The following is a 24,951-nucleotide window of genomic DNA, read 5'->3' as shown; positions in this document are numbered from 1 at the left end:
GGTGATCAGTCCACCGTCACGTAGTCGGGGCCGGAGTAGCGGCCGGTGGCCAGCTTCTGGCGCTGCATCAGCAGGTCGTTCAGCAGGGAGGAGGCGCCGAAGCGGAACCAGTGGTTGTCCAGCCAGTCCTCGCCGACGGTCTCGTTGACCAGGACGAGGAACTTGATCGCGTCCTTGCTGGTGCGGATGCCGCCGGCCGGCTTCACTCCGACCTGGACCCCGGTCTGCGCGCGGAAGTCGCGGACCGCCTCCAGCATCAGGAGGGTGTTCGCGGGCGTGGCGTTCACCGCCACCTTGCCGGTCGAGGTCTTGATGAAGTCCGCGCCGGCCAGCATGCCGAGCCAGCTCGCCCGGCGGATGTTGTCGTACGTCGACAGCTCGCCCGTCTCGAAGATGACCTTCAGCCGGGCGCTCGCCCCGCAGGCCTCCTTCACGGCGGTGATCTCGTCGTACACCTTCAGGTAGTTCCCGGCGAGGAACGCGCCGCGGTCGATGACCATGTCGATCTCGTCCGCGCCGGCGGCGACGGCCTCCCGGACGTCGGCCAGCTTGACCGCGAGCGGGGCGCGGCCGGCCGGGAAGGCGGTCGCGACGGAGGCCACCTTGACCGCGGAGCCGGCGACGGCCTCCTTCGCCGTGGCCACCATGTCGGGGTAGACGCAGACCGCGGCCGTGGCGGGGGCCGTGCGGTCGGTCGGGTCGGGGCGGACCGCCTTCGCGCCGAGCGCCCGGACCTTGCCCGGGGTGTCCGCGCCTTCCAGCGTCGTCAGGTCGACCATCGAGATGGCGAGGTCGATGGCGTACGCCTTCGCGGTCGTCTTGATCGAGCGGGTGCCGAGCGAGGCGGCACGCGCCTCCAGGCCGACCGCGTCGACACCGGGCAGCCCGTGCAGGAAGCGACGCAGCGTGCCGTCGGACGCGGTGACGTCACTGAGAGCGTGTGGTGCAGTGGAGGACATGGTCACCAGCCGAGCATATCTACGCGCGTAGCGGCTGTACAGTCCTCCCGCCCGTTTCCGACCCGCCCACCACCCACCGGCGCGTGCGGACCCGTCGGGCAGAATCGGGGGCATGAACACCCCAGCGCAGCAGCCGTCCGCTCCGGAGCCCGAGGGCGGGCACGGGCCCGAGGGCCCCGAGGCCGAGGACCGGGTGTACCGGTCGACCCCGGGCATCGCCGGTGGCGTGCTGCTGCTGGCGATCGTCGGCTGGCTCTGCGTCGACGCCGTGGTCACCGGCGAGGGCCGGGCCCCGTGGCTGGCGCTCGCCACGCTGCTGGCGACCGTGCCCCCGGTGGTCGCCTACACCCTGCTGCCCGCCGTGTACGCCGACGACGACCGGCTGCGCGTCCGCAATCCCTTCCGCACGATCGTGCTGCCCTGGGGCCGGGTCGTCGCACTGCGCGCCAGTTACACCAACGAGGTCGTCTCCGACGCCGGCACCAGGTACCAGCTGTGGGCCCTGCCCGTGTCCCTGCGGGCCCGCAAGCGGGCCGCGCGGCGGGAGATGCAGGCCGCGGGCGAGCGGGCGCAGGGCGTCGACGTCCGCGCCGCGGGGCAGGCCCCGAGGGCGGGCGGCGCGTCCCGGCGCGGGGGTGCCGCGCCCGTGCCGGGCGGATCGGAAGGACCGGAGCGGGCGCCGAGCGACCGCGCGATGGACGAACTGCGCGAGCTGCACGAGGCCCGGCAGGCCGCGGCAAGCGCGCAGGGCGAGGTGAGCGTGCGCTGGTCCTACGAGGTCCTGGCCCCGACGCTCGCCGGGGTGATCCTGCTGACGGTCCTGCTGGTCGTCACCTGAGCCCGGGAGCGACGACCGGAGGGGTCCGCGGTCCGCGGAACCGCGCCCCCTCCGGTTCTCGACCGCTCAGATGCCGGCCGCGGTCTTCAGGTCCTGCTTGATCGCGGTCAGCAGGGCGGCCGCCCTGGCGCGGGCCGCGGGCAGGTCGGCCCGGGCGGTGACCGGGACGACGACCTCCAGGTAGCACTTCAGCTTCGGCTCCGTACCGCTCGGGCGGACGACGACGCGGGCACCCTGGAGGGTGTAGCGCAGGCCGTCGGTGGGCGGGAGGGTGTCCGTGCCGCGGGTCAGGTCCTCGGCCCGGGTGATGCGCAGGCCGGCCAGTGCGGTCGGGGGGTTCTCGCGCAGGCGGCGCATGGCGTCCGCGATGAGCGACAGGTCCTCGACGCGGGCCGACAGCTGGTCGGTCGCGTGCAGGCCGTGGGTCACGGCGAGGTCGTCGAGGAGGTCCAGGAGGGTACGGCCCTCCGCCTTCAGCTCGGAGGCCAGCTCGGCGAGGAGCAGCGCGGCCGTGATGCCGTCCTTGTCGCGCACGCCCTCCGGGTCGACGCAGTAGCCCAGCGCCTCCTCGTAGCCGTAGCGCAGGCCCTCGACCCGGGCGATCCACTTGAAGCCGGTCAGGGTCTCCTCGTGCAACAGCCCCGCCTGCTCGGCGATACGGGCGAGGAGGGTCGACGACACGATCGACTCGGCGAACGTGCCGGTCGCGCCGCGCCGGACCAGGTGGGCGGCGAGCAGGGCGCCGACCTCGTCACCGCGCAGCATGCGCCAGTCCCCGTCGCCGGTGCCCTCCCCGCCGGAGTCCTTGACGGCCGCGGCGCAGCGGTCGGCGTCCGGGTCGTTGGCGATGACCAGGTCGGGCTCGGCCTCGCGGGCCTTCGCGAAGGCCAGGTCCATCGCGCCGGGCTCCTCCGGATTGGGGAACGCGACGGTGGGGAAGTCCGGGTCGGGCTCGGCCTGCTCGGCGACCAGGACCGGCTCCGGGAAGCCGGCCCGGGCGAACGCAGCGAGCAGGACGTCCTTGCCGACGCCGTGCATCGCGGTGTAGACCGTGCGGGCGGTGCGGGGGGAGCCCTCGGCCAGGACCGCGTCCGTGCGGGCGAGGTAGGCGTCCAGGACGGAGTCGTCGAGGGTCTGCCAGCCGGTGGTGGGGCGGGGCACGTCGTTCAGGGACCCGACGGCCGCGATCTCGGCGGCGATCTCCGCGTCGGCCGGGGGGACGATCTGGGACCCGTCGCCGAGGTACACCTTGTAGCCGTTGTCGCGGGGCGGGTTGTGGCTGGCGGTGACCTCGACCCCGGCGACCGCGCCGAGGTGCCGGATGGCGAAGGCGAGCACCGGGGTGGGCAGGGGGCGAGGGAGGACGGCCGCCCGGAGACCGGCGCCGGTCATCACGGCGGCGGTGTCGCGGGCGAAGTCCGCCGACTTGTGCCGGGCGTCGTAGCCGATCACGACGAGGCCGGCTGTGTCGTCCCCGTGGGGGGTCCCCTGCTTCCTGAGGTACGCGGCGAGGCCGGCGGCGGCGCGGATGACGACGGCGCGGTTCATGCGCATCGGGCCGGCGCCCAGTTCGCCGCGGAGACCGGCGGTGCCGAACTGGAGGGTGCCGCTGAAGCGGGCGGCGAGTTCGGCGCCGGCGTCGTCCGTGGCGTTTCTGTCGAGCTTGTCGAGAAGGCCCGCGAGTTCCGCCCGGGTCTCGGGATCGGGGTCCTCGGCGAGCCAGGTGCGGGCCCGAGCGGTCAGGTCGTCGTGCACGTGTCGGTCAGCCTCTCGAGTGGTCGGTTGAGTCGTCCCGCCCCTGCCCCCCGCCGCCGGGGGCCGCGGGCGGCTACAGGCGGCCCAGCACCTGGGTCAGGAGGGTGCCCATGCGGGAGGCGGAGTCCCGGCCCGCCTGGAGGACCTCCTCGTGGTTGAGCGGTTCACCGGTCATACCGGCGGCGAGGTTGGTGACCAGGGAGATGCCGAGCACCTCCGCGCCCGCCTCCCGTGCGGCGATGGCCTCGAGCACCGTCGACATGCCCACCAGGTCCGCCCCGATCACCCGTGCCATGCGGATCTCCGCCGGGGTCTCGTAGTGCGGGCCGGGGAACTGGGCGTAGACGCCCTCCTCCAGGGTGGCGTCGATCTCCTTGCAGAGGGCGCGCAGCCGGGGGGAGTAGAGGTCGGTGAGGTCGACGAAGTTGGCGCCGACGATGGGGGAGGTGGCCGTGAGGTTGATGTGGTCGCTGATCAGGACCGGCTGGCCGGGGCGCATGCCCTCGCGCAGACCGCCGCAGCCGTTGGTCAGGACGATCGTCTTGGCGCCGGCGGCGACGGCGGTGCGCACGCCGTGGGCGACGGAGGCCACGCCGCGGCCCTCGTAGTAGTGGGTGCGCCCCAGGAAGACCAGGACCCGCTTGGCGCCGAGGCGGTACGAGCGGATCTTGCCTCCGTGCCCCTCGACCGCCGGCGGCGGGAAGCCGGGCAGCTCGGTGACCTGGAACTCGGCGTCGGGTGAGCCGAGGGCGTCCACGGCCGGTGCCCAGCCGGAGCCCATCACGAGGGCGACGTCGTGGGTCTCGGCGCCCGTGAGCTCGCGCAGGCGCGCGGCTGCGGCGTCGGCTGCGGCGTGGGGGTCGCCCTGGATGTCGTCCGGAAGAAGAGAAGCGTTCACGCGGATGAGGGTAGCCGGTCTTCGCCTACGCGCGTAGATGCCAAAGCTCACGGGCCCGCGATCGTTGTCTTGTCGTTTCCGGGAATGCCTTGCCGGCTCGGTCCCGACGAGACCTCGCCGGCTCGGGCCTGTCCGGCGGATCAGGTCGCAGGAGATCGGCGGCGCCTTGTCGGCGCGGGTGAGCGGGGGCGATGGGGGTGCCCCCGCTCATGGGGCCCCTCCCGCTCATGGGGGTCCCTCCCGCTCGAGCGAAGTCGAGAGTGGGGTAGAAGTCGAGAGTGGGGGAGAAGTCGAGCGCGGGGGAGCAGCCGAGCGCGGGGGAGCGTGCAGCCGCAAGGCGGAGAAGGGCGTCGACGCGATGGGGCCCCTGCTCGAGCTCGTCGAGAGCTCGGGGGAGTCGGCAACCGACGACAACGCCGCTGGAGGTTTCCCTGCTCGAAGAGCTCGGGGGAGGGCGTGCCGGATCCCGTGTCTGCGGCGTGATCCGCCGGACGGGCCCCAGGGCGGGCGGGTCTCGACGTCCCGGCTCGGGTGCGGGTTCAGCAGGGGCGTTTGCGCAGTTCCATCACGTAGTCGTGGGGGGCGCCCGCGGATTCCGCCGCGTCGGCGACCTCGCCGAGGTAGCGGGCCGAGGGGAGGCCGCCCTCGTAGGTGTTCAGGACGTAGGTCCAGGCGGGTTCCTCGCCGTCCAGGGTGTGGACGCGGACGCGGACGCGCCGGTAGATGTCCAGACCCGTGCCCTCCCAGTGGTCCAGGGACTCCTCGTCCATGGGGGCGATGTCGTACAGCGCGACGAAGACCTGGGCGAAGTGGTCCTCGACGATCGTCGCGAGCGCGCCGCCTCCCGCGACCGGGTCGGTGGGCTCGGACGGGTCGGTGGGCCCGCTCGGCCAGTGCACGCCCAGGTTCTCGCCCCCGAAGGTCAGCCGCCACCCGTTCAGCCAGCCGGTGGCGCGCAGCGGCGAATGCGGAGCGCGGCGGGACATCAGCCGCGCGTCGAGGTTGCCGGCGTACGCGGCGTAGAGCGACATATGGAAGAGCGTACGGCAGCCGCACCGCGGGCCACTCCGGTAACAGGGGGGCCACGGGGGTGGCCCCCGGACGGTCGCACGGTGAAGTGTGCGGGACAATGGAGCATGTGACTCGGATCGTGATCATCGGTGGCGGACCCGGCGGATACGAAGCGGCGCTGGTCGCCGCGCAGCTCGGCGCGGAGGCGACCGTCGTCGACTCCGACGGTCTGGGCGGGGCGTCGGTGCTCACCGACTGCGTGCCCTCGAAGACCCTGATCGCCACGGCCGAGGTGATGACCACCTTCGACTCCTCCTACGAGGAACTCGGCATCATCGTGGCCGACGACACCCCGCACGTGGAGCAGGCCGCCCGGGTCGTGGGCGTGGATCTGGGGAAGGTGAACCGCCGGGTGAAGCGGCTGGCCCTGGCCCAGTCGCACGACATCGCCGCGTCCGTGACGCGGGCCGGCGCGCGGGTGCTGCGCGGGCGGGGGCGGCTCGAGGGCATGCAGGCCCTGGACGGGTCGCGCAAGGTCGTGGTCCGGGCCGCCGACGGGTCCGAGGAGACGCTGACCGCCGACGCGGTGCTCATCGCCACCGGCGGCCACCCCCGCGAGCTGCCCGACGCGCGGCCCGACGGCGAGCGCATCCTCAACTGGACACAGGTGTACGACCTGAACGAGCTCCCCGAGGAGCTCATCGTGGTCGGTTCCGGTGTGACCGGTGCCGAGTTCGCCGGTGCCTACCAGGCGCTGGGGTCGAAGGTGACGCTCGTGTCGTCGCGCGACCGGGTGCTGCCGGGCGAGGACCCGGACGCCGCCGCGGTGCTGGAGGACGTCTTCCGCCGGCGCGGCATGAACGTCATGGCGCGTTCGCGCGCGCAGTCCGCCAAGCGGGTCGGGGACCGGGTGGAGGTGACCCTCGCCGACGGGCGGGTCATCACCGGGTCGCACTGCCTGATGGCCGTCGGCGCCATCCCGAACTCCGAGGGCATGGGGCTCGAGGAGGCCGGGGTCAGGCTGCGTGATTCGGGGCACATCTGGACCGACAGGGTCTCCCGGACGACCGCTCCGGGCGTGTACGCGGCCGGCGACGTCACCGGCGTCTTCGCGCTGGCGTCGGTGGCGGCGATGCAGGGGCGGATCGCCATGTACCACTTCCTGGGCGACGCGGTGGCTCCGCTGAACCTGAAGACCGTCTCGGCGAACGTCTTCACCGACCCCGAGATCGCCACCGTCGGCTACAGCCAGGCCGAGGTCGACTCCGGGAAGATCGACGCGCGGGTCGTGAAGCTGCCGCTGCTGCGCAACCCCCGCGCGAAGATGCAGGGCATCCGCGACGGCTTCGTCAAGATCTTCTGCCGGCCGGGCACCGAGATCGTGGTGGGCGGCGTCGTCGTGGCGCCCCGCGCCTCGGAGCTCATCCACCCCATCTCGCTCGCGGTCGACAACAACCTGACGGTCGAGCAGATCGCGAACGCCTTCACCGTGTACCCCTCGCTGTCGGGGTCGATCGCCGAGGTGGCACGGCAGCTGCACACGCGCAAGGCGGCGGGAGAGGCCTGACGGCCCGGCAGCTCGACGGCCCGGCAGCCTGATGGCCTGACGGGCCGGCAGCCTGGCGGCTGAAACCAACTCCCCGCCGTTCACGGAGAGTTGCCGGATGGGTGTTCGGCATATGCGAGGCGACTAGGGCTTATACCACTCGGCGGTCGGTTGTATGAACAACTTCTGCTATTCAGCGCAAAGTGCTGAAAGCAGACGGTCGCTGGCGTTACTGTCAGTTTCGTGTTCGCTGCAGAACGTCGCCAATTGATCCTCGAAATGGTGCGAGCGAACGGGGCCGTGTCGCTCCGTGAGCTCGCCCGCGTCGTCCAGACCTCCGAAGTGACCGTACGGCGGGACGTGCGCGCGCTGGAGGCAGAAGGACTCCTCGACCGCCGGCACGGCGGTGCGGTACTGCCGGGCGGGTTCACGCGGGAGTCCGGCTTCCCGCAGAAGTCACATCTCGCGACCGCCGAGAAGACCGCCATCGCCGACCTCGCCGCCGGCTTCGTGGAGGAGGGTGAGGCCATCGTGGTCGGTGCGGGCACCACCACGCAGGAGCTGGCCCGCCGGCTGGCCCGGGTGCCCGGTCTGACCGTCGTCACCAACTCCCTGCTCGTGGCCCAGGCGTTGGCGCACGCCAACCGGGTGGAGGTCGTGATGACCGGCGGTACGCTCCGCGGTTCGAACTACGCCCTGGTCGGCAGCGGAGCCGAGCAGTCCCTCCAGGGGCTGCGGGTGTCCAGGGCGTTCCTCTCCGGGAGCGGGCTGACCGCCGAGCGGGGGCTGTCCACGTCCAACATGCTGTCGGCCTCAGTCGACCGGGCGCTGGTGCAGGCGGCCGCGGAGGTGGTGGTCCTGGCCGACCACGGCAAGCTCGGCATGGACACCATGTTCCAGACCGTGCCCACGGACGTCATCACCCGTCTGGTGACGGACGAGCCGCCCGCGCACGACGACCGCGCCGGCACCGAGTTGCAGGCACTCGCCGACCAGGGTGTGCAGATCGCCGTGGCCGGGGCGTCGGGAGGTGCCGCGGGCTCGGGGGGTGACGTGGCCCCGGCACGTCAGCAGCGCCGGGACATGCCGCTGCCGGGGCCGCGTCGACAGGGTCCGGGGCTGCGTTCGGCCGTGGCCCTGGGAGCGGCCGAACAGGCCCAGAGCGCGGAGCGGGCACGCGTCGCGGACCTGCGCAGGCGGTGATGACGCCGGGCGCCCGGCGGGGCCTTCGAGGCTCCGCCGGGCGCCCGGGGGTGTCGTGCGGGTCGGTCGGGCCGTCAGTCCTTGATCTCGCAGATGACCGCGCCGGAGGTGACGGACGCGCCGACCTCGGCACTGAGTCCCTTGACGGTGCCCGAGCGGTGCGCGTTCAGCGGCTGTTCCATCTTCATGGCCTCCAGCACGACGACGAGGTCGCCCTCCTCGACCTGCTGGCCCTCCTCCACCGCGATCTTGACGATGGTGCCCTGCATCGGCGAGGCCAGGGTGTCGCCCGAGGCCACCGGACCGGACTTCTTCGCCGCCCGGCGCTTGGGCCGGGCCCCGGCCGCCAGCCCGGTGCGGGCCAGCGACATGCCCAGCGAGGCGGGCAGCGACACCTCCAGGCGCTTGCCGCCGACCTCGACGACCACCGTCTCCCGGTCGGCCTCCTCGTCCGCCTCGGCGTCCGTGCCGGCCGTGAAGGGCTTGATCTCGTTGACGAACTCGGTCTCGATCCACCGGGTGTGGACCGTGAAGGGCTCGGCGGAGCCGGTCAGCTCGGGGGCGAAGGCCGGGTCCTGCACGACCGCGCGGTGGAACGGGAGGGCGGTGGCCATGCCCTCCACGGTGAACTCGTCCAGCGCCCGGGCGGCGCGCTGCAGCGCCTCGGCGCGGGTGCGGCCGGTGACGATCAGCTTGGCCAGCAGCGAGTCCCAGGCCGGGCCGATCACGCTGCCGGCCTCCACGCCGGCGTCCAGCCGCACCCCGGGGCCGGACGGCGCGGTGAACGCGGTGACGGTGCCGGGGGCGGGCAGGAAGTTGCGGCCGGGGTCCTCGCCGTTGATGCGGAACTCGAGGGAGTGGCCGCGCAGCGGCGGGTCGTCGTAGCCCAGCACCTCGCCGTCGGCGATGCGGAACATCTCGCGCACCAGGTCCAGGCCGGCGACCTCCTCGGTGACCGGGTGCTCGACCTGCAGGCGGGTGTTGACCTCCAGGAAGGAGATGGTGCCGTCGGCGGCGACCAGGAACTCCACGGTGCCGGCGCCGACGTAGCCGGCCTCCTTGAGGATGGCCTTGGAGGCGGCGTACAGCTCGGCGGTCTGCTCGGCGGTCAGGAAGGGGGCGGGGGCCTCCTCGACCAGTTTCTGGTGGCGGCGCTGCAGCGAGCAGTCCCGGGTGGAGACGACCACCACGTTGCCGTGCGCATCGGCCAGGCACTGGGTCTCCACGTGCCGCGGCCGGTCCAGGTAGCGCTCGACGAAGCATTCGCCGCGGCCGAAGGCGGCCGTCGCCTCGCGCACCGCGGACTCGTACAGCTCGGGCACCTCGTCCAGGGTGCGGGCGACCTTCAGGCCGCGGCCGCCGCCGCCGAAGGCGGCCTTGATGGCGATCGGCAGGCCGTGCTGCTCGGCGAAGGCGAGGACCTCCTCGGCGCCGGAGACGGGGTCGGGGGTGCCGGCGACCAGGGGGGCGCCGGCGCGCTGGGCGATGTGCCGGGCGGCGACCTTGTCGCCCAGGTCGCGGATGGCCTGCGGGGGCGGGCCGATCCAGATCAGGCCGGCGTCCAGGACCGCCTGGGCGAAGTCGGCGTTCTCCGAGAGGAAGCCGTAGCCGGGGTGGATGGCGTCCGCGCCGGACTCGGCGGCGGCCTTGAGGACCTTGTCGATGTCCAGGTAGCTGGTGGCCGGGGTGTCACCGCCCAGGGCGAATGCCTCGTCCGCGGCGCGGACGTGCAGGGCGTCCCGGTCCGGGTCGGCGTAGACGGCGACGCTCGCGATGCCGGCATCCCGGCAGGCCCGGGCCACGCGGACAGCGATTTCGCCACGGTTGGCGATGAGCACCTTGCGCACGATTGAGGCTCCCTCCTTGAAACAAGCCGAGTTTAGGGACTGCCGACACGGCACTACGACCCGTCCCCATTGGTGAGCTTGCCCACACGGAGCGTGATCCGAGGCTCGCTCGACCCGCGAAATCCCATGTCGCACCTTGGTACGCAAGACTCCTTCGGGAAACCCTAGCCCTCTCATGTGGTCAAGGTCTCTGTGAGAGCGTGCTGCGGCCCACTACGTTTTTTTGTCGAGTCCCTACGAATGGCCCAATGGTTCTCTGCCCTTCGCGGGACCCTTGTCCCCGGCTTTACTTGTCAGTAACGTTCGCGTTGTCTCGAACATACTCGGGGTAACCACAGTCGTGCTCGAAAGTGGGTGGGGGCCGGTGGTCCGCAGACCGGTGGCGTGGATCGTGGCCTTCGTGCTCTTCGTCGAGGCGCTCGGCATCGGGGCGGTGAACTGGTTCCTCGGGGTCGTCGTCGACCGGCAGCACATGTCACTGGCCGGCCTCGACCCGCACATGATGTCGGTGTCCTCGAAGGCCGGCGGCATCGTCTTCGGGCTCTACTTCGCGCTGTGCGGCCTCGTCGCGCTGCTGGCCGCCCTGCGTGACCGCGCACCCGCTGGACCGGGCAGGGTGCTGCTGATCAGCGCCGCCGTGGTGCACGCGCTGCTCGGCGCTTTCGGGTGGGGCCTGGTCGGCCCGCACGCCTTCCTGTACATGGCGGTGGTGCTGGGCCTCATCGTCCTGCTGCTGATGACGCACGACCGCCCGGAGGAGCCCGTCGCTCCCGAGTCCGCCGACCCCGCGCCCAGCGGGCCCCCGCTCACGCCTCCGGCGGCGCCCACAGCTCCGTGATGCCGACGCCGAGCTCGGCCAGCAGGCGCCGCACCAGCGGCAGGCTGATGCCGATGACGTTCCCGTGGTCGCCGTCGATGCCGTCGATGAACGGGGCCGAGCGGCCGTCCAGGGTGAACGCCCCCGCGACCCGGAGCGGTTCGCCGGACGCGACGTAGGCGGCGATCTCCTCGTCCGTGGGTTCGCCGAAACGGACCACGGTGGACGCGGTGGCGGAGGCGTACCGCCTGCCCTCGGCGAGGGTGTCGTAGACGCAGTGGCCGGTCTGGAGGATGCCCGCACGGCCCCGCATCGCCTTCCAGCGAGCGGTGGCCTCCTCGGCGTCCCTGGGCTTGCCGAGGGCCCGGCCGTCCAGTTCGAGCACCGAGTCGCAGCCGATCACCAGTGCGCCCTTGATCTCGGGCTTCGCGGCGACGACGGAGGCCTTCGCCTCGGCGAGGGCGAGTGCCAGTTCGGCCGGGGTGGGTGCGGTGACGGCGTCCTCGTCGACACCGCTGACGACCACCTCGGGGTCGAGTCCGGCCTGGCGGAGCAGCCCGAGCCGGGCGGGGGACTGGGAGGCGAGTACGAGCCGGCGGCGGGGCTGATCTGTCATGCGGTCAGCGTATCGGCGTGGACCGGATGCCTCACCTCACCCCGATCACGAGCATCGCGAGCACCATGGCCAGCGCCACGAGAACGCTCAGCCGCCGCAACATGTCCTGCGTGTCCCGCAGTTCCTTGGGCGGCTCGTTCTCGGGGTCGGACCACAGCATGCCTTCCATGCTCCGGCGACGACCCCCGGGGGCGCCTGAGTACGCGTACTCAACTTCCCCGGGCGTCACCGTAGGCCGGCGCGTCGGACAGCCCTACCCGCCCGGCCAGTACGTCCGTGACCAGGCCGCCGGCCCCGGCTGGGGCAGGTGGCGGGCGGCGATGCGGGACGGGTCGGACCAGGAGTCGCGGGGGGCGTCCGCGCCGGACGGCGTGGCGGACGCCGCCGCGGCGCGGACGCGGACCACCGCCAGTGCGGCGGCGAGCTCCTCCGGGGTGGGGTTGCCCCGTACGACCTTGATCACAGCGGCTCCTGGGCTAGAGGGGGATGTTGCCGTGCTTCTTCGGCGGCAGCGACTCGCGCTTGCTGCGCAGCTGGCGCAGCCCGCGCACGATGTGCCGGCGGGTCTCGGACGGCATGATCACCGCGTCCAGGTAGCCGCGCTCGGCCGCCGCGTACGGGTTGAGCAGCGCGTCCTCGTACTCCGCCAGCAGCCGGGCCCGGGTGGCCTCGGCGTCCTCGGCCTCGGCGATGGTGCGCCGGTGCACGATGTTGACCGCGCCCTGCGCGCCCATCACCGCGATCTGCGCGGTCGGCCAGGCCAGGTTCACATCGGCGCCCAGGTGCTTGGAGCCCATCACGTCGTAGGCGCCGCCGAACGCCTTGCGGGTGATCACCGTGATCAGCGGCACCGTGGCCTCCGCATAGGCGAAGATCAGCTTGGCGCCGCGGCGGATGATGCCCTCGTGTTCCTGGCCCACCCCGGGCAGGAAGCCGGGCACGTCCACGAAGGTGAGCACCGGCACGTTGAAGGCGTCGCAGGTGCGCACGAACCGGGCCGCCTTCTCGGACGCGGCGATGTCCAGGCAGCCGGCGAGCTGCAGCGGCTGGTTGGCCACGATGCCCACCGGCCGGCCCTCGACGCGGCCGTAGCCGGTGAGGATGTTCGGCGCGAACAGCGGCTGCGTCTCCAAGAACTCGCCGTCGTCCAGCACGTGCTCGAGCACCGTGTGCATGTCGTAGGGCTGGTTCGCGCTGTCCGGGATGAGCACGTCCAGCGCCCGGTCGGCGTCGCTGACCGTCAGGTCGGCCTCCTCGGGGAAGGCCGGCGGCTCGGCGAGGTTGTTGGACGGCAGGTAGGACAGCAGCTGTTTGACGTAGTCGATGGCGTCCTTCTCGTCGCCGGCCAGGTGGTGGGCCACCCCGGAGGCGGTGTTGTGGGTGCGCGCCCCGCCCAGTTCCTCGAAGCCGACGTCCTCGCCGGTGACCGTCTTGATCACGTCCGGGCCGGTGATGAACATGTGCGAGGTCCCATCGACCATCACGGTGAAGTCGGTGATCGCCGGGGAGTAGACCGCGCCGCCCGCGCACGGGCCCAGCACCAGGGAGATCTGCGGGATCACCCCGGAGGCGTGGGTGTTGCGGCGGAAGATCTCGCCGTAGGCGCCCAGCGAGGCCACCCCCTCCTGGATGCGGGCGCCGCCGGAGTCGTTGATGCCGATGACGGGGCAGCCGGTCTTCAGCGCGAAGTCCATCACCTTGACGATCTTCTGCCCGTAGACCTCGCCCAGCGCGCCGCCGAAGACGGTGAAGTCCTGGGAGAAGACCGCGACGGGGCGGCCGTCGACGGTGCCGTAGCCGGTGACCACGCCGTCGCCGTAGGGGCGGTTCTCCTCCAGGCCGAAGCTGGTGGAGCGGTGCCGGGCGAACTCGTCCAGCTCGACGAAGGAGTCCTCGTCCAGCAGCAGGGCGATCCGTTCCCGGGCGGTCAGCTTGCCCTTGGCGTGCTGTTTCTCCACGGCGCGCTGCGAGCCGGCGTGCGTCGCCTGGTCGATGCGCCGCTGCAGGTCCGCGAGCTTCCCCGCGGTCGTACGAATGTCAGGCTGCTGCTCTTCCGGCTCGGACATCGGGATGCGGCTCCCTGCCTGCTCGTAAGGGGGGGACGGTTACTCATCCGTAGAGTAATGCGGGCCCTTGGGGTCGGCAGTGCGGTCTATCCCACACCCCGTGCCTCTTCACGGACCGCAGAACGCGATTCCGCGACAGCGGTCGCATGCCGGCGGACGACGGGGCCGCCCGCGCTGCGGGAGGGAGACTGCCGAACCTAGGGTTGCCCGCATGACTCAGTCACCTGATGACGAAGGTACGCCCGGCGGGCAGCGGCCGCCGCGGCCGGAGCGGTCGCAGCGCTGGTCCGACCTCGACCGCCCCCCGCTGAACGCCGCCGGTCTGCGCAGAGGGCTGGTGCGCGCCGGTGGGCTGTGGCGGCAGGTCGACGTGGTGCAGAGCACCGGCTCCACCAACTCCGACCTGGTGGCTCGTGCCGCCGAGGGGAAGGCGGAGGAGGGGACCGTACTCGTCGCCGAGGAGCAGACCGCCGCGCGGGGCCGCCTGGACCGGCACTGGACGGCTCCGGCCCGCTCCGGACTCTCCTTCTCCGTACTGCTCCGGCCCACCGAGGTGCCCGTGGCCCGCTGGGGCTGGCTGCCGCTGCTCACCGGCGTCGCGGTGGCGACCGGACTCTCCCGGACGGCGGGCGTCGACACCGCCCTGAAGTGGCCCAACGACCTGCTCGTCACCGTCGGCGGCGAGGAGCGCAAGGCCGCGGGCATCCTCGCGGAGCGGGCCGGTGACGGGGTGGTGATCGGCGTCGGCATCAACGTCAGCCTGCGCGCCGACGAGCTGCCGGTGCCCACCGCCGGGTCGCTGGCGCTGGCGGGCGCGGTGAACACCGACCGGGACCCGCTGCTGCGCGGGGTGCTGCGGTCGCTGGAGGACTGGTACGGGCGCTGGCGGGCCGCGGGCGGCGATCCGGCGGTGAGCGGCCTGCAGGAGACGTACGCCGCGGGATGCGCGACGCTCGGGCGGACGGTGCGGGCCGAGCTGCCGGGGGACAGGGTCCTGGTGGGCGAGGCGGTCGCGGTCGACGGGGACGGGCGGCTGGTGCTGGCGACGGAGGCCGGGGTGCAGGAACCGGTGGGGGCGGGGGACATCGTGCACGTGCGCCCCGTCGAGGGCGGGTGACGGGGCCCGGGGCGGGGGCGCGGTGGGCGCACGCGGGTGTGGATGCGGGTGCCCACGGCGGGTACCCCGATCCCGGACGCGCCGGTCGTGCCACCTGCCGGGCCGACCGGGCGGAGTGAGCTGGCGCACACCTGCCGTAGAGTTGAGGCCGGTCGATCCATGGCCGTGGCAGATCGGAAGGGCAGCAACGCGTGACCGTCGACGACTCGGGTTCCGGTACGGAAGCGCAGGGCCGCGCGGAGCCTCCCCCAGCCTCGAATCCTCCCGATCGGGCGGACTCCCCTGAGCGGAGGAGCCGGAGGGGGGACGACTCCCGTTCCGCCGACAACGGCGAGGACCCGCTCGCTCTGCGTCTCGAACAGCTCATCCTGGGCGCCGAACGCCGTTACACCCCCTTCCAGGCGGCGCGCAGTGCCAGCGTCACGGTGGAGCTGGCCACGCGGTTCTGGCGGGCCATGGGGTTCGCCGACGTCGGACAGGCCAGGGTGCTCACGGAGGCGGACGTACTGGCGCTGCGCCGGCTGGCCGGTCTGGTGGAGGCGGGCCTGCTGAGCGAGGCGATGGCCGTGCAGGTGGCGCGGTCCACGGGACAGACCACCGCGCGCCTGGCCGAGTGGCAGATCGACTCCTTCCTGGAGGGCCTGACCGAGCCGCCCGAGCTGGGCATGACGCGCACCGAGGTCACGTACCCCATCATCGAGCTGCTCCTGCCCGAGCTGGAGGAGTTCCTCGTCTACGTCTGGCGGCGGCAGCTCGCCGCCTCGGCCGGGCGGGTGCTCCAGGCGGCCGACGACGAGGAGATGGTGGACCGGCGGCTCGCCGTCGGGTTCGCGGACCTCGTCGGGTTCACCCGGCTCACCCGGCGGATGGAGGAGGAGGAACTCGGCGAGCTCGTCGAGGCCTTCGAGACGACCGCCGCCGACCTGGTGGCCGCGCGCGGCGGGCGGCTCATCAAGACCCTCGGCGACGAGGTGCTCTACGTCGCCGACGACGCGGGGACGGCCGCGGAGATCGCCATGCGGCTGATCGAGACCATGGCGAACGACGAGACGATGCCGGAGCTGCGGGTCGGCATGGCTTTCGGCACCGTCACCACCCGGATGGGCGATGTCTTCGGTACGACGGTGAATCTGGCCTCCCGGCTCACCTCGATAGCTCCTCGGGACGGCGTACTCGTCGACACCGCGTTCGCCGAGGAGCTGATCCGCACCGGAGACGCCCCCGCCTCCGAGGCGGCCGCTGCCGAGGCGGCGGCGTCGGCGGAGAAGGAGGGCGAGGAGCCGCCGACGTACCGCTTCGCGCTGCAGCCGATGTACCAGCGGCCGGTGCGTGGTCTGGGCGTGGTGGAACCCTGGCTGCTCACCCGCCGGGACGATCACTGACACTTCCTCTCGGCCGCCCCGGCCGGTTCTGTCCGTTCGGTCTGCTCAGCCGCTGAGAGCCAGGTCGCCGTCGACGCACAGGCCGATGATCGGTACGCAGAGGAGGGGGCCGTCGTCCGTTTCGCCCGGCCGGTCCGACGGCGGGGGCGGTGGTGTCTGCCGGTCCGGTGGCGGCTTCGGCTTTGGCTTCGGCTCAGACGGCGTGCGGCCCGGAGGGCCCGGTGGGGGCCCGTCCGGTGCGGCGCCGACGGGGGGCGGCGCGCCGGGGGTGTTCGGTGCCTTCGGAGTGCTCGGTGCGTTCGGGGCGGCCGGGGTCGGAGCGGTGAGGGCCGGGGCCGTGGCGGTCGGCGCGGTGGCCTTGCCCGGAGCGGACGGTGTGAGCGGCGCGCCGCTCTGGCCGCCCAGGACGGTGGGCGAGGAGGGACCCGCCTTCGGGGCGGGGGACGCCGGACTCTCGGTGGTGGTGCCGACGGTGCCGTCAGAACCGTCGGTGCCGTCAGAACCGTCGGCGCCGTCGGCGCCGTCAGGGCCGGGGCTCGCCGAACTCGCGGTGTCCGGGACCGGACGGGGGCCGGCCTCGGCTCCGACGTCCCCGGGGCCGGGGTCGGACGCCATGCGGACGAGGCTCAGGGCGCCGACCGCCAGGGCCAGACCGCCGACGGCCAGCAGCAGCTTCCGGGGGCGCGGTTTGCGGTGGCGGCCCCGGATACGCGCGCTGAAGAGGGCGAATCCGGTGTGCGCCGGTGCCCGGTCGACCGCGTCCGGTGCGGTGGGCTGTGGCCTGGTCGGCGTGTTCGTCGTCATGGCGATTCCTCCCCCTGCGTACGCGCCCCCAACGCGCCGCGGTGCAGCGCACGTTATGCGTTCCGGCCCGGGGCCGGGCCGAAGTGGGCGGGATATCACTCGAACGGGTGGACGGGGGGTGATGAGGGAACTGGACGTACGCCCTTTTGCCGGGTGGGTTCCGGCTGCGATGATCGGGAACGACGGATGTTAACCCGCGTTAACCGGAGGGTGTCATGAGTGAGGAACGGTTCGGGGAGTTCGTGCTGGTGCGGCGGCATGAGCAGGGGCATGTCGCGGAGCTCGTCCTCGACCGGCCCAAGGCCATGAACGCGGTCTCGACCGAGATGGCCCGGTCCGTCGCCGGAGCCTGCGCGGAGCTGGGGAGGGACCCGGAGGTGCGGGTGGTGGTGCTGACCTCGTCGCACGAGCGGGCCTTCTGCGTCGGGGCCGACCTGAAGGAGCGCAATTCCTTCAGTGACGCCGACCTGGTCCGTCAGCGGCCGGTGGCGCGCGGGGCCTACACCGGTGTGCTGGAGCTGCCGGTGCCGACCGTGGCGGCGGTGCACGGGTTCGCGCTGGGGGGCGGTTTCGAGCTGGCCCTGTCCTGCGATGTGATCGTGGCCGACCGCACGGCCGTGCTGGGGCTGCCCGAGGTGTCCGTCGGGGTGATTCCGGGCGGCGGTGGTACGCAGTTGCTGCCCAGGCGGGTGGGGGCGGCCCGGGCCGCCGAGCTGATCTTCACGGCGCGTCGGGTGGAGGCCGCCGAAGCCCGTGAACTGGGCCTCGTCGACGAGCTGGTGGAGGCGGGGCGGGACCGGGAGGAGGCGCTGGCCATGGCCGCCCGGATCGCCGCGAACTCGCCGGTGGGCCTGCGGGCCGCCAAGCGGGCACTGCGTCTCGGGCAGGGGCTGGATCTGCCCGCGGGGCTCGAGGTGGAGGACGCCGCCTGGCGGTCGGTGGCGTTCTCGGGCGACCGCGCGGAGGGCGTCGCCGCCTTCAACGAGAAGCGCAGGCCGAACTGGCCGGGGCGGTGACGGGCGGCAGAGTGACGACGGGCCGACAGCGGGCGGGCAGTGGTGGGCGGAGCCCCGCCCACCTGCGGCGACTTGCCTCGACGGATTCCCATTCGCTCCTTAAATCTCCCGATTCGTACGGAACGTCCCTAGCCTGGAGGGATGGGTGAGGACAGCCGGCTGGCGGCCGTGGTGGCACTGGCGCAGGGCATGGCCGCCGCGCAGGGCTCGCAGGGGGTCTGGCGGGCCGCTGCCCTCGGAGCCTGCCGGGCGCTCGGCGGGAGTTTCGCCGCGCTGTCCGTGTGGGAGCGGGAGCTGGGGCGGCTGCGGGTCCTGGTGAACGTCGGCGAGCTGGCCGAGGACGAGGAGGAGTTCCCGGAGGGCGAGGCGTATCCCGTGCACCAGTTCGCCGAGATCACCGAGTTCCTGCACGAGCGGTGGGCCGGTGGCGGCGAGCCCGACGCCTGGATGGAGACCACCGAGGGGCCGGCGGAGGGAAGCCCCGGCCACTGCCATCAGCGGGTCGCGGCCCTGCGGCGGCGCGGGCGCGGCTGCTGCGTGGTCGCCCCGATCGTGCTGCACGGGCGGGCGTGGGGGGAGCTGTATGTGGCCCGGCCGGTGGGGGCGCCCGTCTTCGGGCGCGGTGACGCCGACTTCGTGACGGTGCTGGCCGCCGTCGTCGCCGCCGGGCTCGCGCAGACCGAGCGGCTGGAGGAGGCGCAGCGGCTGGCGTACACGGACGCGCTCACCGGGCTCGCCAACCGCCGGGCGGTGGATGCGCGCCTCGACGAGGCGATCGAGCGGCATCGCGGGGACGGGGCGGTCGTCAGCCTCGTCGTGTGCGATGTCAACGGGCTCAAGCGGGTCAACGACACGCAGGGGCACGCCGTCGGCGACCGGCTGCTGGAGCGGTTCGGGACCGTGCTGTCCCTGTGCGGGGCCGTGCTGCCGGGGGCCCTGGCGGCGCGGCTCGGCGGGGACGAGTTCTGTCTGCTGGCGGTGGGGCCGCCCGCCGACGAGGTCGTCAAGGCGGCCGACGAAGTGTGCCGCCGTGCCGTGGAGTTGGGGATCGGGGACGGTGTGGCCTGCGGTGTGGCCTCCACCGGCGACCCCATCGGGCCGGTGTCCTCCGCCCGGCGGCTCTTCCGGCTGGCCGACGCGGCGCAGTACCGCGCCAAGGCCGAGCGGGCCACCCGTCCCGTCGTCGCCGGGCGTGCGGGGCCGGGCGACCCGGTCGTGCGGCTGGCGGACGAACCCGCGCGGAACGCGGACGGAGAGCGGCGCCGCTTCCGGGGCCGGCCCCAGGGCAGGTAAGGGGTGAACGCGGGTTCCAGTGATGACATCATCGAATTCACTGCGTACTCTCCTGAATATGGATATGCACACTGTGGTGAACGGGGAAGGCGCGCGGCGCGGCCTTGAAAGGGTGGTGCTGGGAGACGGGCGGGCGTCCGGAGTGACCGCGTCCGACGTGCTCGCCGTGGCGCGCGGCGGTGCCCGCGTCGAGCTCTCCGGCGAGGCGCTGGCCGCCCTCGCCGCCTCCCGCGAGATTGTGGACGCCCTGGCCGCCAAGCCGGACCCCGTGTACGGGGTGAGCACCGGCTTCGGTGCCCTGGCGACCCGGCACATCGGCCCGGAGCTGCGCGGCCGGCTGCAGCGCAACATCGTCCGCTCGCACGCCGCCGGCATGGGCCCCCGCGTCGAGCGGGACGTCGTACGCGCCCTGATGTTCCTGCGCCTGAAGACCCTCTGCTCCGGGCACACCGGCGTACGCCCCGAGGTAGCGCAGACCATGGCCGACGTGCTGAACGCCGGGATCACCCCGGTCGTGCACGAGTACGGCTCCCTCGGCTGCTCCGGCGACCTGGCCCCGCTGTCCCACTGTGCCCTCGCGCTGATGGGCGAGGGGGAGGCCGAGGGGCCCGACGGGACCCTGCGCCCCGCCGGCGAACTGCTCGCCGCGCACGGGATCCGGCCCGTCGAACTGCGCGAGAAGGAAGGACTCGCCCTCCTCAACGGCACCGACGGCATGCTCGGCATGCTCGTCATGGCCCTCGCCGACCTCGACGTCCTGTACCGGTCCGCCGACGTCACGGCCGCCCTGAGCCTGGAGGCGCTGCTCGGCACCGACAAGGTGCTCGCCCCCGAACTGCACGCCCTTCGCCCGCACCCGGGCCAGGCCGCCAGCGCCGCCAACATGCTGGCCGTACTCGCCGGTTCGGGGATGACGGGACATCACCAGGACGACGCCCCACGGGTCCAGGACGCCTACTCCGTGCGCTGCGCCCCGCAGGTCGCGGGCGCCGGACGGGACACCATCGCCCACGCCCGGCTGGTCGCCGAGCGCGAACTCGCCTCCGCCGTCGACAATCCGGTGGTGCTGCCCGCGGACACCGGCTCGGGAGCGTTCGGCTCCGGGGGAGGACGCGTCGAGTCCAACGGCAACTTCCACGGCGCCCCGGTGGCGTACGTGCTGGACTTCCTCGCCATCGCCGTCGCCGACCTCGGCTCCATCGCCGAGCGCCGCACCGACCGGCTGCTGGACAAGAACCGCAGCCACGGACTGCCGCCGTTCCTCGCCGACGACGCCGGTGTCGACTCGGGTCTGATGATCGCTCAGTACACACAGGCCGCGCTGGTGAGCGAGCTGAAGCGGCTCGCCGTACCGGCGTCGGCGGACTCGATCCCGTCCTCCGCGATGCAGGAGGACCACGTCTCCATGGGCTGGTCGGCCGCGCGCAAGCTGCGGACGTCCGTCGACAATCTCACCCGGGTCATCGCCGTGGAACTGTACGCCGCCGCACGTGCCGTCGAACTGCGCGAGGGGCTGAGCCCGGCGCCCGCGACCCGGGCCGTCATCGAGGCCGCGCGGAGGGCGGGCGTGGGCGGCCCCGGCCCGGACCGTCATCTCGCGCCCGACCTCGCCGCGGCGGAAGCGTTCGTGCGTGACGGCCGACTGCTGGCGGCGGTGGAAGAGGTCACCGGTCCGCTGCGGTGACGTTCACGCGGGGCGAGGCGTCGGAGGCGGGCTCATCTCAAGGGATGGTCACGGGAGTCAGAAGTCCAGGCGCTCCCGGCGCACCGAGTAGACGACGAAGCCCGCGCCGAGGGTGAGGCAGGCGGTGCCGCCGAGGATGTACGGCGTGCTGTTGAAGCTGCCGGTGTCGGCGAGTCTGACCTGCCCGCCGGCGGTGTCCGCACCCCCCGAAGACACTGACGACGCCGACGATATGGACGAGGTGCTGGACACGACCCTCGCCTGCTCCGTGACCTGCGGAGACGGGCTTGCCGAGGGCGTCCCTCTCGCCGGGATGTCCGATGTCGCGTTGGCGGACGGGACGAACCACAGGGCGCACAGCAGGGTGCCCGCGGCGGTGGCGGTCAGCAACGGACGGAGAGCGGATGACACGGAATATCGATCCCCTTGTGGCGCTGGCTAATTGGCCGTGTGGGGTGATGTTAGTGAAAGTCGCGGGTCACAGGAAAGTCACGGCCCCCGGACCCGTACGCTCCGGACATGAGCACTCCAGAGACGTCACGGTTTGTGAGGCTTCGCGTCGACCTCGTCCTCCAGGTCGACGACGAGGAGGCGGTGACCAGCGCCGCGCTGGCGAGGACCGCGGACGACGGCGACATGACGGACGCCGAACGGCTGCCCGCCCGGAACACGGTGAACGAGGACGCGGCCGAGGCACTCGCGTATCTCGTCGACCCCTTCAGGCTGGTCGGCGACGTGCCGGGGGTGGAGCTCCAGCAGGCCTCGTGGAGCAGCGAGTGGATCGACTACGACCCGGACTCGCCGGAGTGGGACCTCGACGAGGGTGACGGCTATGAGCTTTACGATATGTCAGGCGAAAGCAATAACAACGGCAAACAGTTCAATTCAGGCAATAAAGGCAAAATGGACAATTAACGTAAAGCGCGTGATGGTGATGAACCGGGAAAATAGCGGGAGTTGGCCGGAGGGGGGCGACCCGGAAAAGGTGAGCCGCGCCAAGTCGACGTGACTGGACGGGGGGCGTGGGGGAAATCGTGACCTCGGGCGGCAACCGCGGCCCGGGGCCATGACGTCTCAGTCGGGGCACGGGTCGACCCCCGCCCGGCCGCTGTGGACGTGGTGAGCCCCACATTTGCGGCCCGTATGGAACGGGGCCCACCGGTCGTAGCGTTGAAATGATTGACGGGGACTCTCGGCTTCGGGCGCGGGGGACCGCGGGGTTCGGGGAAGCGGCGATGATGGAGAAGCGTGTGATGACGGACGGTAAGCGGCGCAGGGGTCTGATGGCTGCGTCCGCTCTGCTCGGTGGAGTGATGGTGCTCTCGGCATGCTCCGGCGGCGACGACACCGCCTCCGGTGGGGGTGACGGCAAGGGCGCGTCGCAGGCCCAGGTCGACGAGGCGGCGGCCAAGAAGACCTCCGAGGCCCAGATCAAGATCACGCCGAAGGACGGCTCGAACAACGCCTCCATCAACAACTCCGCCGCGGTGGCCGTGACCAAGGGCACCCTCACCGAGGTGGAGATGACGGCCACCGACGGCACCGCCGTCGAGGGTGAGATATCTGCCGACAAGAAGAGCTGGAAGCCCAGCGGCCAGCTGGAGCGCGCCACCACCTACAAGCTGTCGGTCAGCGCGGAGGACTCCGAGGGCCGCGCCGCCCACGAGAACGCGTCGTTCACCACGGTCGCCCCGGACAACAGCTTCATCGGCACCTTCACCCCGGACGACGGCTCGACCGTGGGCGTCGGCATGCCGGTGTCGATCAACTTCGACAAGGCGATCACCAACAAGGCCGAGGTCCAGAAGGGCATCACCGTCTCCAGCACCAGTGGTCAGGAGGTCGCCTGTCACTGGTTCAACGCCAACCGGATGGACTGCCGTCCCGAGGACTACTGGCAGGAGAACTCCACCGTCACCCTGAAGCTGGCGCTCGACGGCGTCCAGGGTGCCGAGGGTGTCTACGGCGTCCAGCAGAAGACGGTCAACTTCAAGATCGGCCGCAACCAGGTCTCGGTCGTCGACGCCGAGACCAAGCAGATGAAGGTCATGCAGGACGGCAAGACCGTCCGGACGATCCCGATCTCCGCCGGGTCCCCCGAGAACAAGACGTGGGAGGGCCAGATGGTCATCTCCGAGAAGTTCAAGGAGACCCGGATGGACGGCGCGACCGTCGGCTTCACCGACGACGACGGCAAGGGCGAGTACGACATCAAGGACGTGCCGCACGCCATGCGCCTGAGCAACTCCGGCACCTTCCTCCACGGCAACTACTGGGGCGCCAAGTCCATCTTCGGCAGCGCCAACACCAGCCACGGCTGCATCGGTCTGGCCGACACCCAGGGCGCGGGCGACCCGAACACGCCGGGCGCCTGGTTCTACGACAACTCCATCGTCGGTGACGTGGTCGTCGTGAAGAACACCGGCGACAAGACCATCGCCCCGGACAACGGCCTCAACGGCTGGAACATGGACTGGGCCCAGTGGAAGGCGGGTTCGGCGGTCTGACACCGGCCGCTCGCCGCAGCCGCCCCAACCCAACAGCTCAACCTCTCGGCCCACTTGACCGATGCCGCGTCCGCCCTTTCGGGGGCGGACGCGGCATCGGTCTTCTCATGCAGCTCATGCAGCTCTTGTCGCGGGCTTACCGGCTTCATCGGGACCCCTCTGTAGATACCCAGGTCTGAAAGTCGGGGTGGGTTACCGCCCGCTTGCGAGGGGGAGAAACGGACATCCTGCGGAGCAGGGCAGGGAAAGCCGAGTCGCCGCCGGGGTGATTCGACGTCCACCGGCCACCGTCGAAGTCCTTGGCTCACACGAGAGCTGAAAGAATGTTAGGCATGGTGCAGCAGGTCAAGCGGGCTTTCAAGTACCGCTTCTACCCCACGGGCGAGCAGGCAGCAGAACTGTCCCGCACGTTCGGCTGCGTCCGCCTCGTGTACAACAAGGCGCTGGAGGTCCGCACACGGGCCTGGTACGGCGAGCAGCGCCGGATCTCCTACGTACAGTCGTCGGCCGCCCTGACGGAGTGGAAGAAGGCCAAGGAACTCGTCTTCCTGACAGAGGTGTCCTCGGTGCCGCTCCAGCAGGCGCTCCGTCACCTTCAGACGGCGTTCGCGAACTTCTTCGCCAAGCGGGCCAAGTACCCGCGCTTCAAGTCGAAGAAGACGTCCCGGCAGTCGGCCGAGTACACGCGCTCCGGCTTCACGTGGCGTGACGGCGGGCTGACGCTGGCCAAGATGTCTGCCCCGTTGGACATCCGATGGTCCCGTCCCCTTCCCGAGGATGCCAAGCCGTCCACGGTGACCGTTTCCCGCGATGCCGCGGGCCGCTGGTTCGTGTCCCTGTTGTGCGAGGACACCATCACCCAGGCCCCCGCCACCGATCAATCGGTCGGTATCGACGCCGGAATCACGTCGCTGGTGACGCTGTCCACCGGAGAGAAGGTCACCAACCCCCGCCACGAGCGCCGTGACCGGGCCCGGCTGGCTCGCGCGCAGCGGGAGCTGTCCCGGAAGGCGAAGGGCTCGGCGAACCGGGCCAAGGCCCGTCAGAGGGTGGCCCGCGTGCATGCGCGGATCGCCGACCGGCGCCGGGACTTTTTGCACAAGCTGACCACTCGACTCGTCCGTGAGAACCAAACGGTCGTGATCGAGGACCTCACCGTCCGCACCATGGTCAAGAACCACACGCTGGCGCGCGCCATCTCGGACGCGGCCTGGACCGAGCTGCGGACGATGCTGGAGTACAAGTGCGCCTGGTACGGGCGCGAACTCGTCGTGATCGACCGCTGGTTCCCCAGCTCGAAGCTGTGCGGGGCCTGCGGCACGGTCCGCGAGAAGCTGCCCCTGGACGTCCGCGAGTGGACGTGCGACTGCGGCACCGTGCATGACCGCGACGTGAACGCGGCACGCAACATTCTGGCCGCCGGGCTGGCGGCGTCTGCCTGTGGAGACGGTGTAAGACCTCAACGGGAGTCCTCCCGGACGGGGCGGTCGTCGGTGAAGCAGGAACCCCAGCGGGCGACCGCTGGAATCCCCGCCTCTGGGCGGGAGAGGAAGCCAAGTTCTTCACCTACCTGAGGCGCGAACTGCGCCGCC

General features: G+C 72.0%; 23 protein-coding genes. 12 read left to right on the top strand and 11 right to left on the bottom strand.

Annotated features, from left to right (window positions below; genetic code table 11):
• Positions 1-5: 5 nt before the first annotated feature.
• On the bottom strand, positions 6-959 hold the full coding sequence (gene deoC / locus AC6F7H_RS08835; RefSeq protein WP_500761718.1) for a deoxyribose-phosphate aldolase: 954 nt from the start codon (positions 957-959) through the stop codon (positions 6-8).
• A 112-nt stretch (positions 960-1,071) separates the two neighbouring features.
• On the opposite strand from deoC, the gene AC6F7H_RS08830 reads away from it, so the two are divergent.
• Entirely contained in the window at positions 1,072-1,797 is a 726-nt protein-coding gene (locus AC6F7H_RS08830; protein WP_500756341.1) for a PH domain-containing protein, read from the top strand.
• A 66-nt stretch (positions 1,798-1,863) separates the two neighbouring features.
• Here AC6F7H_RS08830 and AC6F7H_RS08825 read toward each other — a convergent pair whose 3' ends face one another.
• From AC6F7H_RS08825 to AC6F7H_RS08815, 3 genes are all read right to left on the bottom strand, one after another.
• Positions 1,864-3,552, bottom strand: a complete 1,689-nt coding sequence (locus AC6F7H_RS08825) for a phospho-sugar mutase (protein ID WP_500756339.1) — start codon at positions 3,550-3,552, stop codon at positions 1,864-1,866.
• 73 nt (positions 3,553-3,625) lie between these two features.
• A complete protein-coding gene (locus tag AC6F7H_RS08820; protein WP_457460894.1) occupies positions 3,626-4,450 on the bottom strand; it encodes a purine-nucleoside phosphorylase in 825 nt (274 codons plus the stop codon).
• A gap of 539 nt (positions 4,451-4,989) precedes the next feature.
• Entirely contained in the window at positions 4,990-5,481 is a 492-nt protein-coding gene (locus tag AC6F7H_RS08815) for a gamma-glutamylcyclotransferase family protein (RefSeq protein WP_500756338.1), read from the bottom strand.
• 98 nt (positions 5,482-5,579) lie between these two features.
• Here AC6F7H_RS08815 and AC6F7H_RS08810 point away from each other — a divergent pair, with 98 nt between their 5' ends.
• Both AC6F7H_RS08810 and AC6F7H_RS08805 read left to right on the top strand, forming a co-directional pair.
• Positions 5,580-7,028, top strand: coding sequence for an NAD(P)H-quinone dehydrogenase (locus AC6F7H_RS08810; RefSeq protein WP_500756336.1), 1,449 nt, complete (start codon positions 5,580-5,582; stop codon positions 7,026-7,028).
• Positions 7,029-7,250: 222 nt separating this feature from the next.
• Entirely contained in the window at positions 7,251-8,210 is a 960-nt protein-coding gene (locus AC6F7H_RS08805; protein ID WP_500756334.1) for a DeoR/GlpR family DNA-binding transcription regulator, read from the top strand.
• A 74-nt stretch (positions 8,211-8,284) separates the two neighbouring features.
• On the opposite strand, the gene AC6F7H_RS08800 is transcribed toward AC6F7H_RS08805, so the two are convergent.
• Entirely contained in the window at positions 8,285-10,057 is a 1,773-nt protein-coding gene (locus AC6F7H_RS08800) for an acetyl/propionyl/methylcrotonyl-CoA carboxylase subunit alpha (protein WP_500756332.1), read from the bottom strand.
• 364 nt (positions 10,058-10,421) lie between these two features.
• On the opposite strand from AC6F7H_RS08800, the gene AC6F7H_RS08795 reads away from it, so the two are divergent.
• On the top strand, positions 10,422-10,895 hold the full coding sequence (locus AC6F7H_RS08795) for a hypothetical protein (protein ID WP_500756330.1): 474 nt from the start codon (positions 10,422-10,424) through the stop codon (positions 10,893-10,895).
• Here AC6F7H_RS08795 and AC6F7H_RS08790 read toward each other — a convergent pair.
• The 4 genes from AC6F7H_RS08790 to AC6F7H_RS08775 all read right to left on the bottom strand — a co-directional run bounded on the left by AC6F7H_RS08790 (position 10,864) and on the right by AC6F7H_RS08775 (position 13,556).
• Positions 10,864-11,490 (bottom strand): Maf family protein, encoded by a 627-nt coding sequence (locus AC6F7H_RS08790; RefSeq protein ID WP_363045440.1) that lies wholly within the window; start codon positions 11,488-11,490, stop codon positions 10,864-10,866. The two genes, AC6F7H_RS08795 and AC6F7H_RS08790, sit on opposite strands and share 32 nt — an antisense overlap.
• Before the next feature lie 31 nt (positions 11,491-11,521).
• The gene (gene mmpB, locus AC6F7H_RS08785) at positions 11,522-11,650 is read right to left on the bottom strand and encodes a morphogenic membrane protein MmpB (RefSeq protein ID WP_109381152.1); all 129 of its coding nucleotides are present in this window, start codon (positions 11,648-11,650) and stop codon (positions 11,522-11,524) included.
• Between the two features lie 93 nt (positions 11,651-11,743).
• The gene (locus AC6F7H_RS08780) at positions 11,744-11,953 is read right to left on the bottom strand and encodes an acyl-CoA carboxylase epsilon subunit (protein WP_500756329.1); all 210 of its coding nucleotides are present in this window, start codon (positions 11,951-11,953) and stop codon (positions 11,744-11,746) included.
• 13 nt (positions 11,954-11,966) lie between these two features.
• On the bottom strand, positions 11,967-13,556 hold the full coding sequence (locus AC6F7H_RS08775; RefSeq protein WP_500756328.1) for an acyl-CoA carboxylase subunit beta: 1,590 nt from the start codon (positions 13,554-13,556) through the stop codon (positions 11,967-11,969).
• 211 nt (positions 13,557-13,767) lie between these two features.
• Here AC6F7H_RS08775 and AC6F7H_RS08770 point away from each other — a divergent pair, with 211 nt between their 5' ends.
• Positions 13,768-14,673: a biotin--[acetyl-CoA-carboxylase] ligase gene (locus AC6F7H_RS08770; RefSeq protein WP_500756326.1), complete on the top strand. Its 906-nt coding sequence runs from the start codon at positions 13,768-13,770 to the stop codon at positions 14,671-14,673.
• A 191-nt stretch (positions 14,674-14,864) separates the two neighbouring features.
• Positions 14,865-16,055, top strand: coding sequence for an adenylate/guanylate cyclase domain-containing protein (locus AC6F7H_RS08765; protein ID WP_500756325.1), 1,191 nt, complete (start codon positions 14,865-14,867; stop codon positions 16,053-16,055).
• Positions 16,056-16,100: 45 nt separating this feature from the next.
• Here the strand turns inward: AC6F7H_RS08765 and AC6F7H_RS08760 are convergent, their stop codons facing one another.
• Entirely contained in the window at positions 16,101-16,859 is a 759-nt protein-coding gene (locus AC6F7H_RS08760) for a hypothetical protein (RefSeq protein WP_500756323.1), read from the bottom strand.
• Positions 16,860-17,074: 215 nt separating this feature from the next.
• Between AC6F7H_RS08760 and AC6F7H_RS08755 the strand changes: the two genes are divergently transcribed.
• The 3 genes from AC6F7H_RS08755 to hutH all read left to right on the top strand — a co-directional run bounded on the left by AC6F7H_RS08755 (position 17,075) and on the right by hutH (position 20,852).
• On the top strand, positions 17,075-17,875 hold the full coding sequence (locus AC6F7H_RS08755; RefSeq protein ID WP_500756321.1) for an enoyl-CoA hydratase/isomerase family protein: 801 nt from the start codon (positions 17,075-17,077) through the stop codon (positions 17,873-17,875).
• Between the two features lie 141 nt (positions 17,876-18,016).
• The gene (locus AC6F7H_RS08750; protein WP_500756319.1) at positions 18,017-19,168 is read left to right on the top strand and encodes a GGDEF domain-containing protein; all 1,152 of its coding nucleotides are present in this window, start codon (positions 18,017-18,019) and stop codon (positions 19,166-19,168) included.
• A gap of 58 nt (positions 19,169-19,226) precedes the next feature.
• Positions 19,227-20,852 carry a histidine ammonia-lyase gene (gene hutH, locus AC6F7H_RS08745; RefSeq protein ID WP_500756318.1) on the top strand — a complete coding sequence of 542 codons (1,626 nt, stop codon included), beginning with the start codon at positions 19,227-19,229 and terminating at the stop codon, positions 20,850-20,852.
• A gap of 57 nt (positions 20,853-20,909) precedes the next feature.
• Here hutH and AC6F7H_RS08740 read toward each other — a convergent pair whose 3' ends face one another.
• Positions 20,910-21,263 carry an LPXTG cell wall anchor domain-containing protein gene (locus AC6F7H_RS08740; RefSeq protein WP_500756316.1) on the bottom strand — a complete coding sequence of 118 codons (354 nt, stop codon included), beginning with the start codon at positions 21,261-21,263 and terminating at the stop codon, positions 20,910-20,912.
• 108 nt (positions 21,264-21,371) lie between these two features.
• Between AC6F7H_RS08740 and AC6F7H_RS08735 the strand changes: the two genes are divergently transcribed.
• The 3 genes from AC6F7H_RS08735 (at position 21,372) to AC6F7H_RS08725 (ending at position 24,933) form a co-directional block, all read left to right on the top strand.
• On the top strand, positions 21,372-21,767 hold the full coding sequence (locus AC6F7H_RS08735) for a hypothetical protein (RefSeq protein WP_500756315.1): 396 nt from the start codon (positions 21,372-21,374) through the stop codon (positions 21,765-21,767).
• A 338-nt stretch (positions 21,768-22,105) separates the two neighbouring features.
• Positions 22,106-23,359, top strand: coding sequence for a L,D-transpeptidase (locus AC6F7H_RS08730; RefSeq protein WP_500756313.1), 1,254 nt, complete (start codon positions 22,106-22,108; stop codon positions 23,357-23,359).
• Between the two features lie 332 nt (positions 23,360-23,691).
• Positions 23,692-24,933, top strand: a complete 1,242-nt coding sequence (locus AC6F7H_RS08725) for an RNA-guided endonuclease InsQ/TnpB family protein (RefSeq protein WP_500756312.1) — start codon at positions 23,692-23,694, stop codon at positions 24,931-24,933.
• Positions 24,934-24,951 lie beyond the last annotated feature (18 nt).

The sequence above is a fragment of the Streptomyces sp. MMS24-W38 genome (assembly GCF_059889265.1).
Note: the sequence above shows the minus strand (reverse complement) of the source record. Positions and strands in the feature narration are given on the sequence as shown.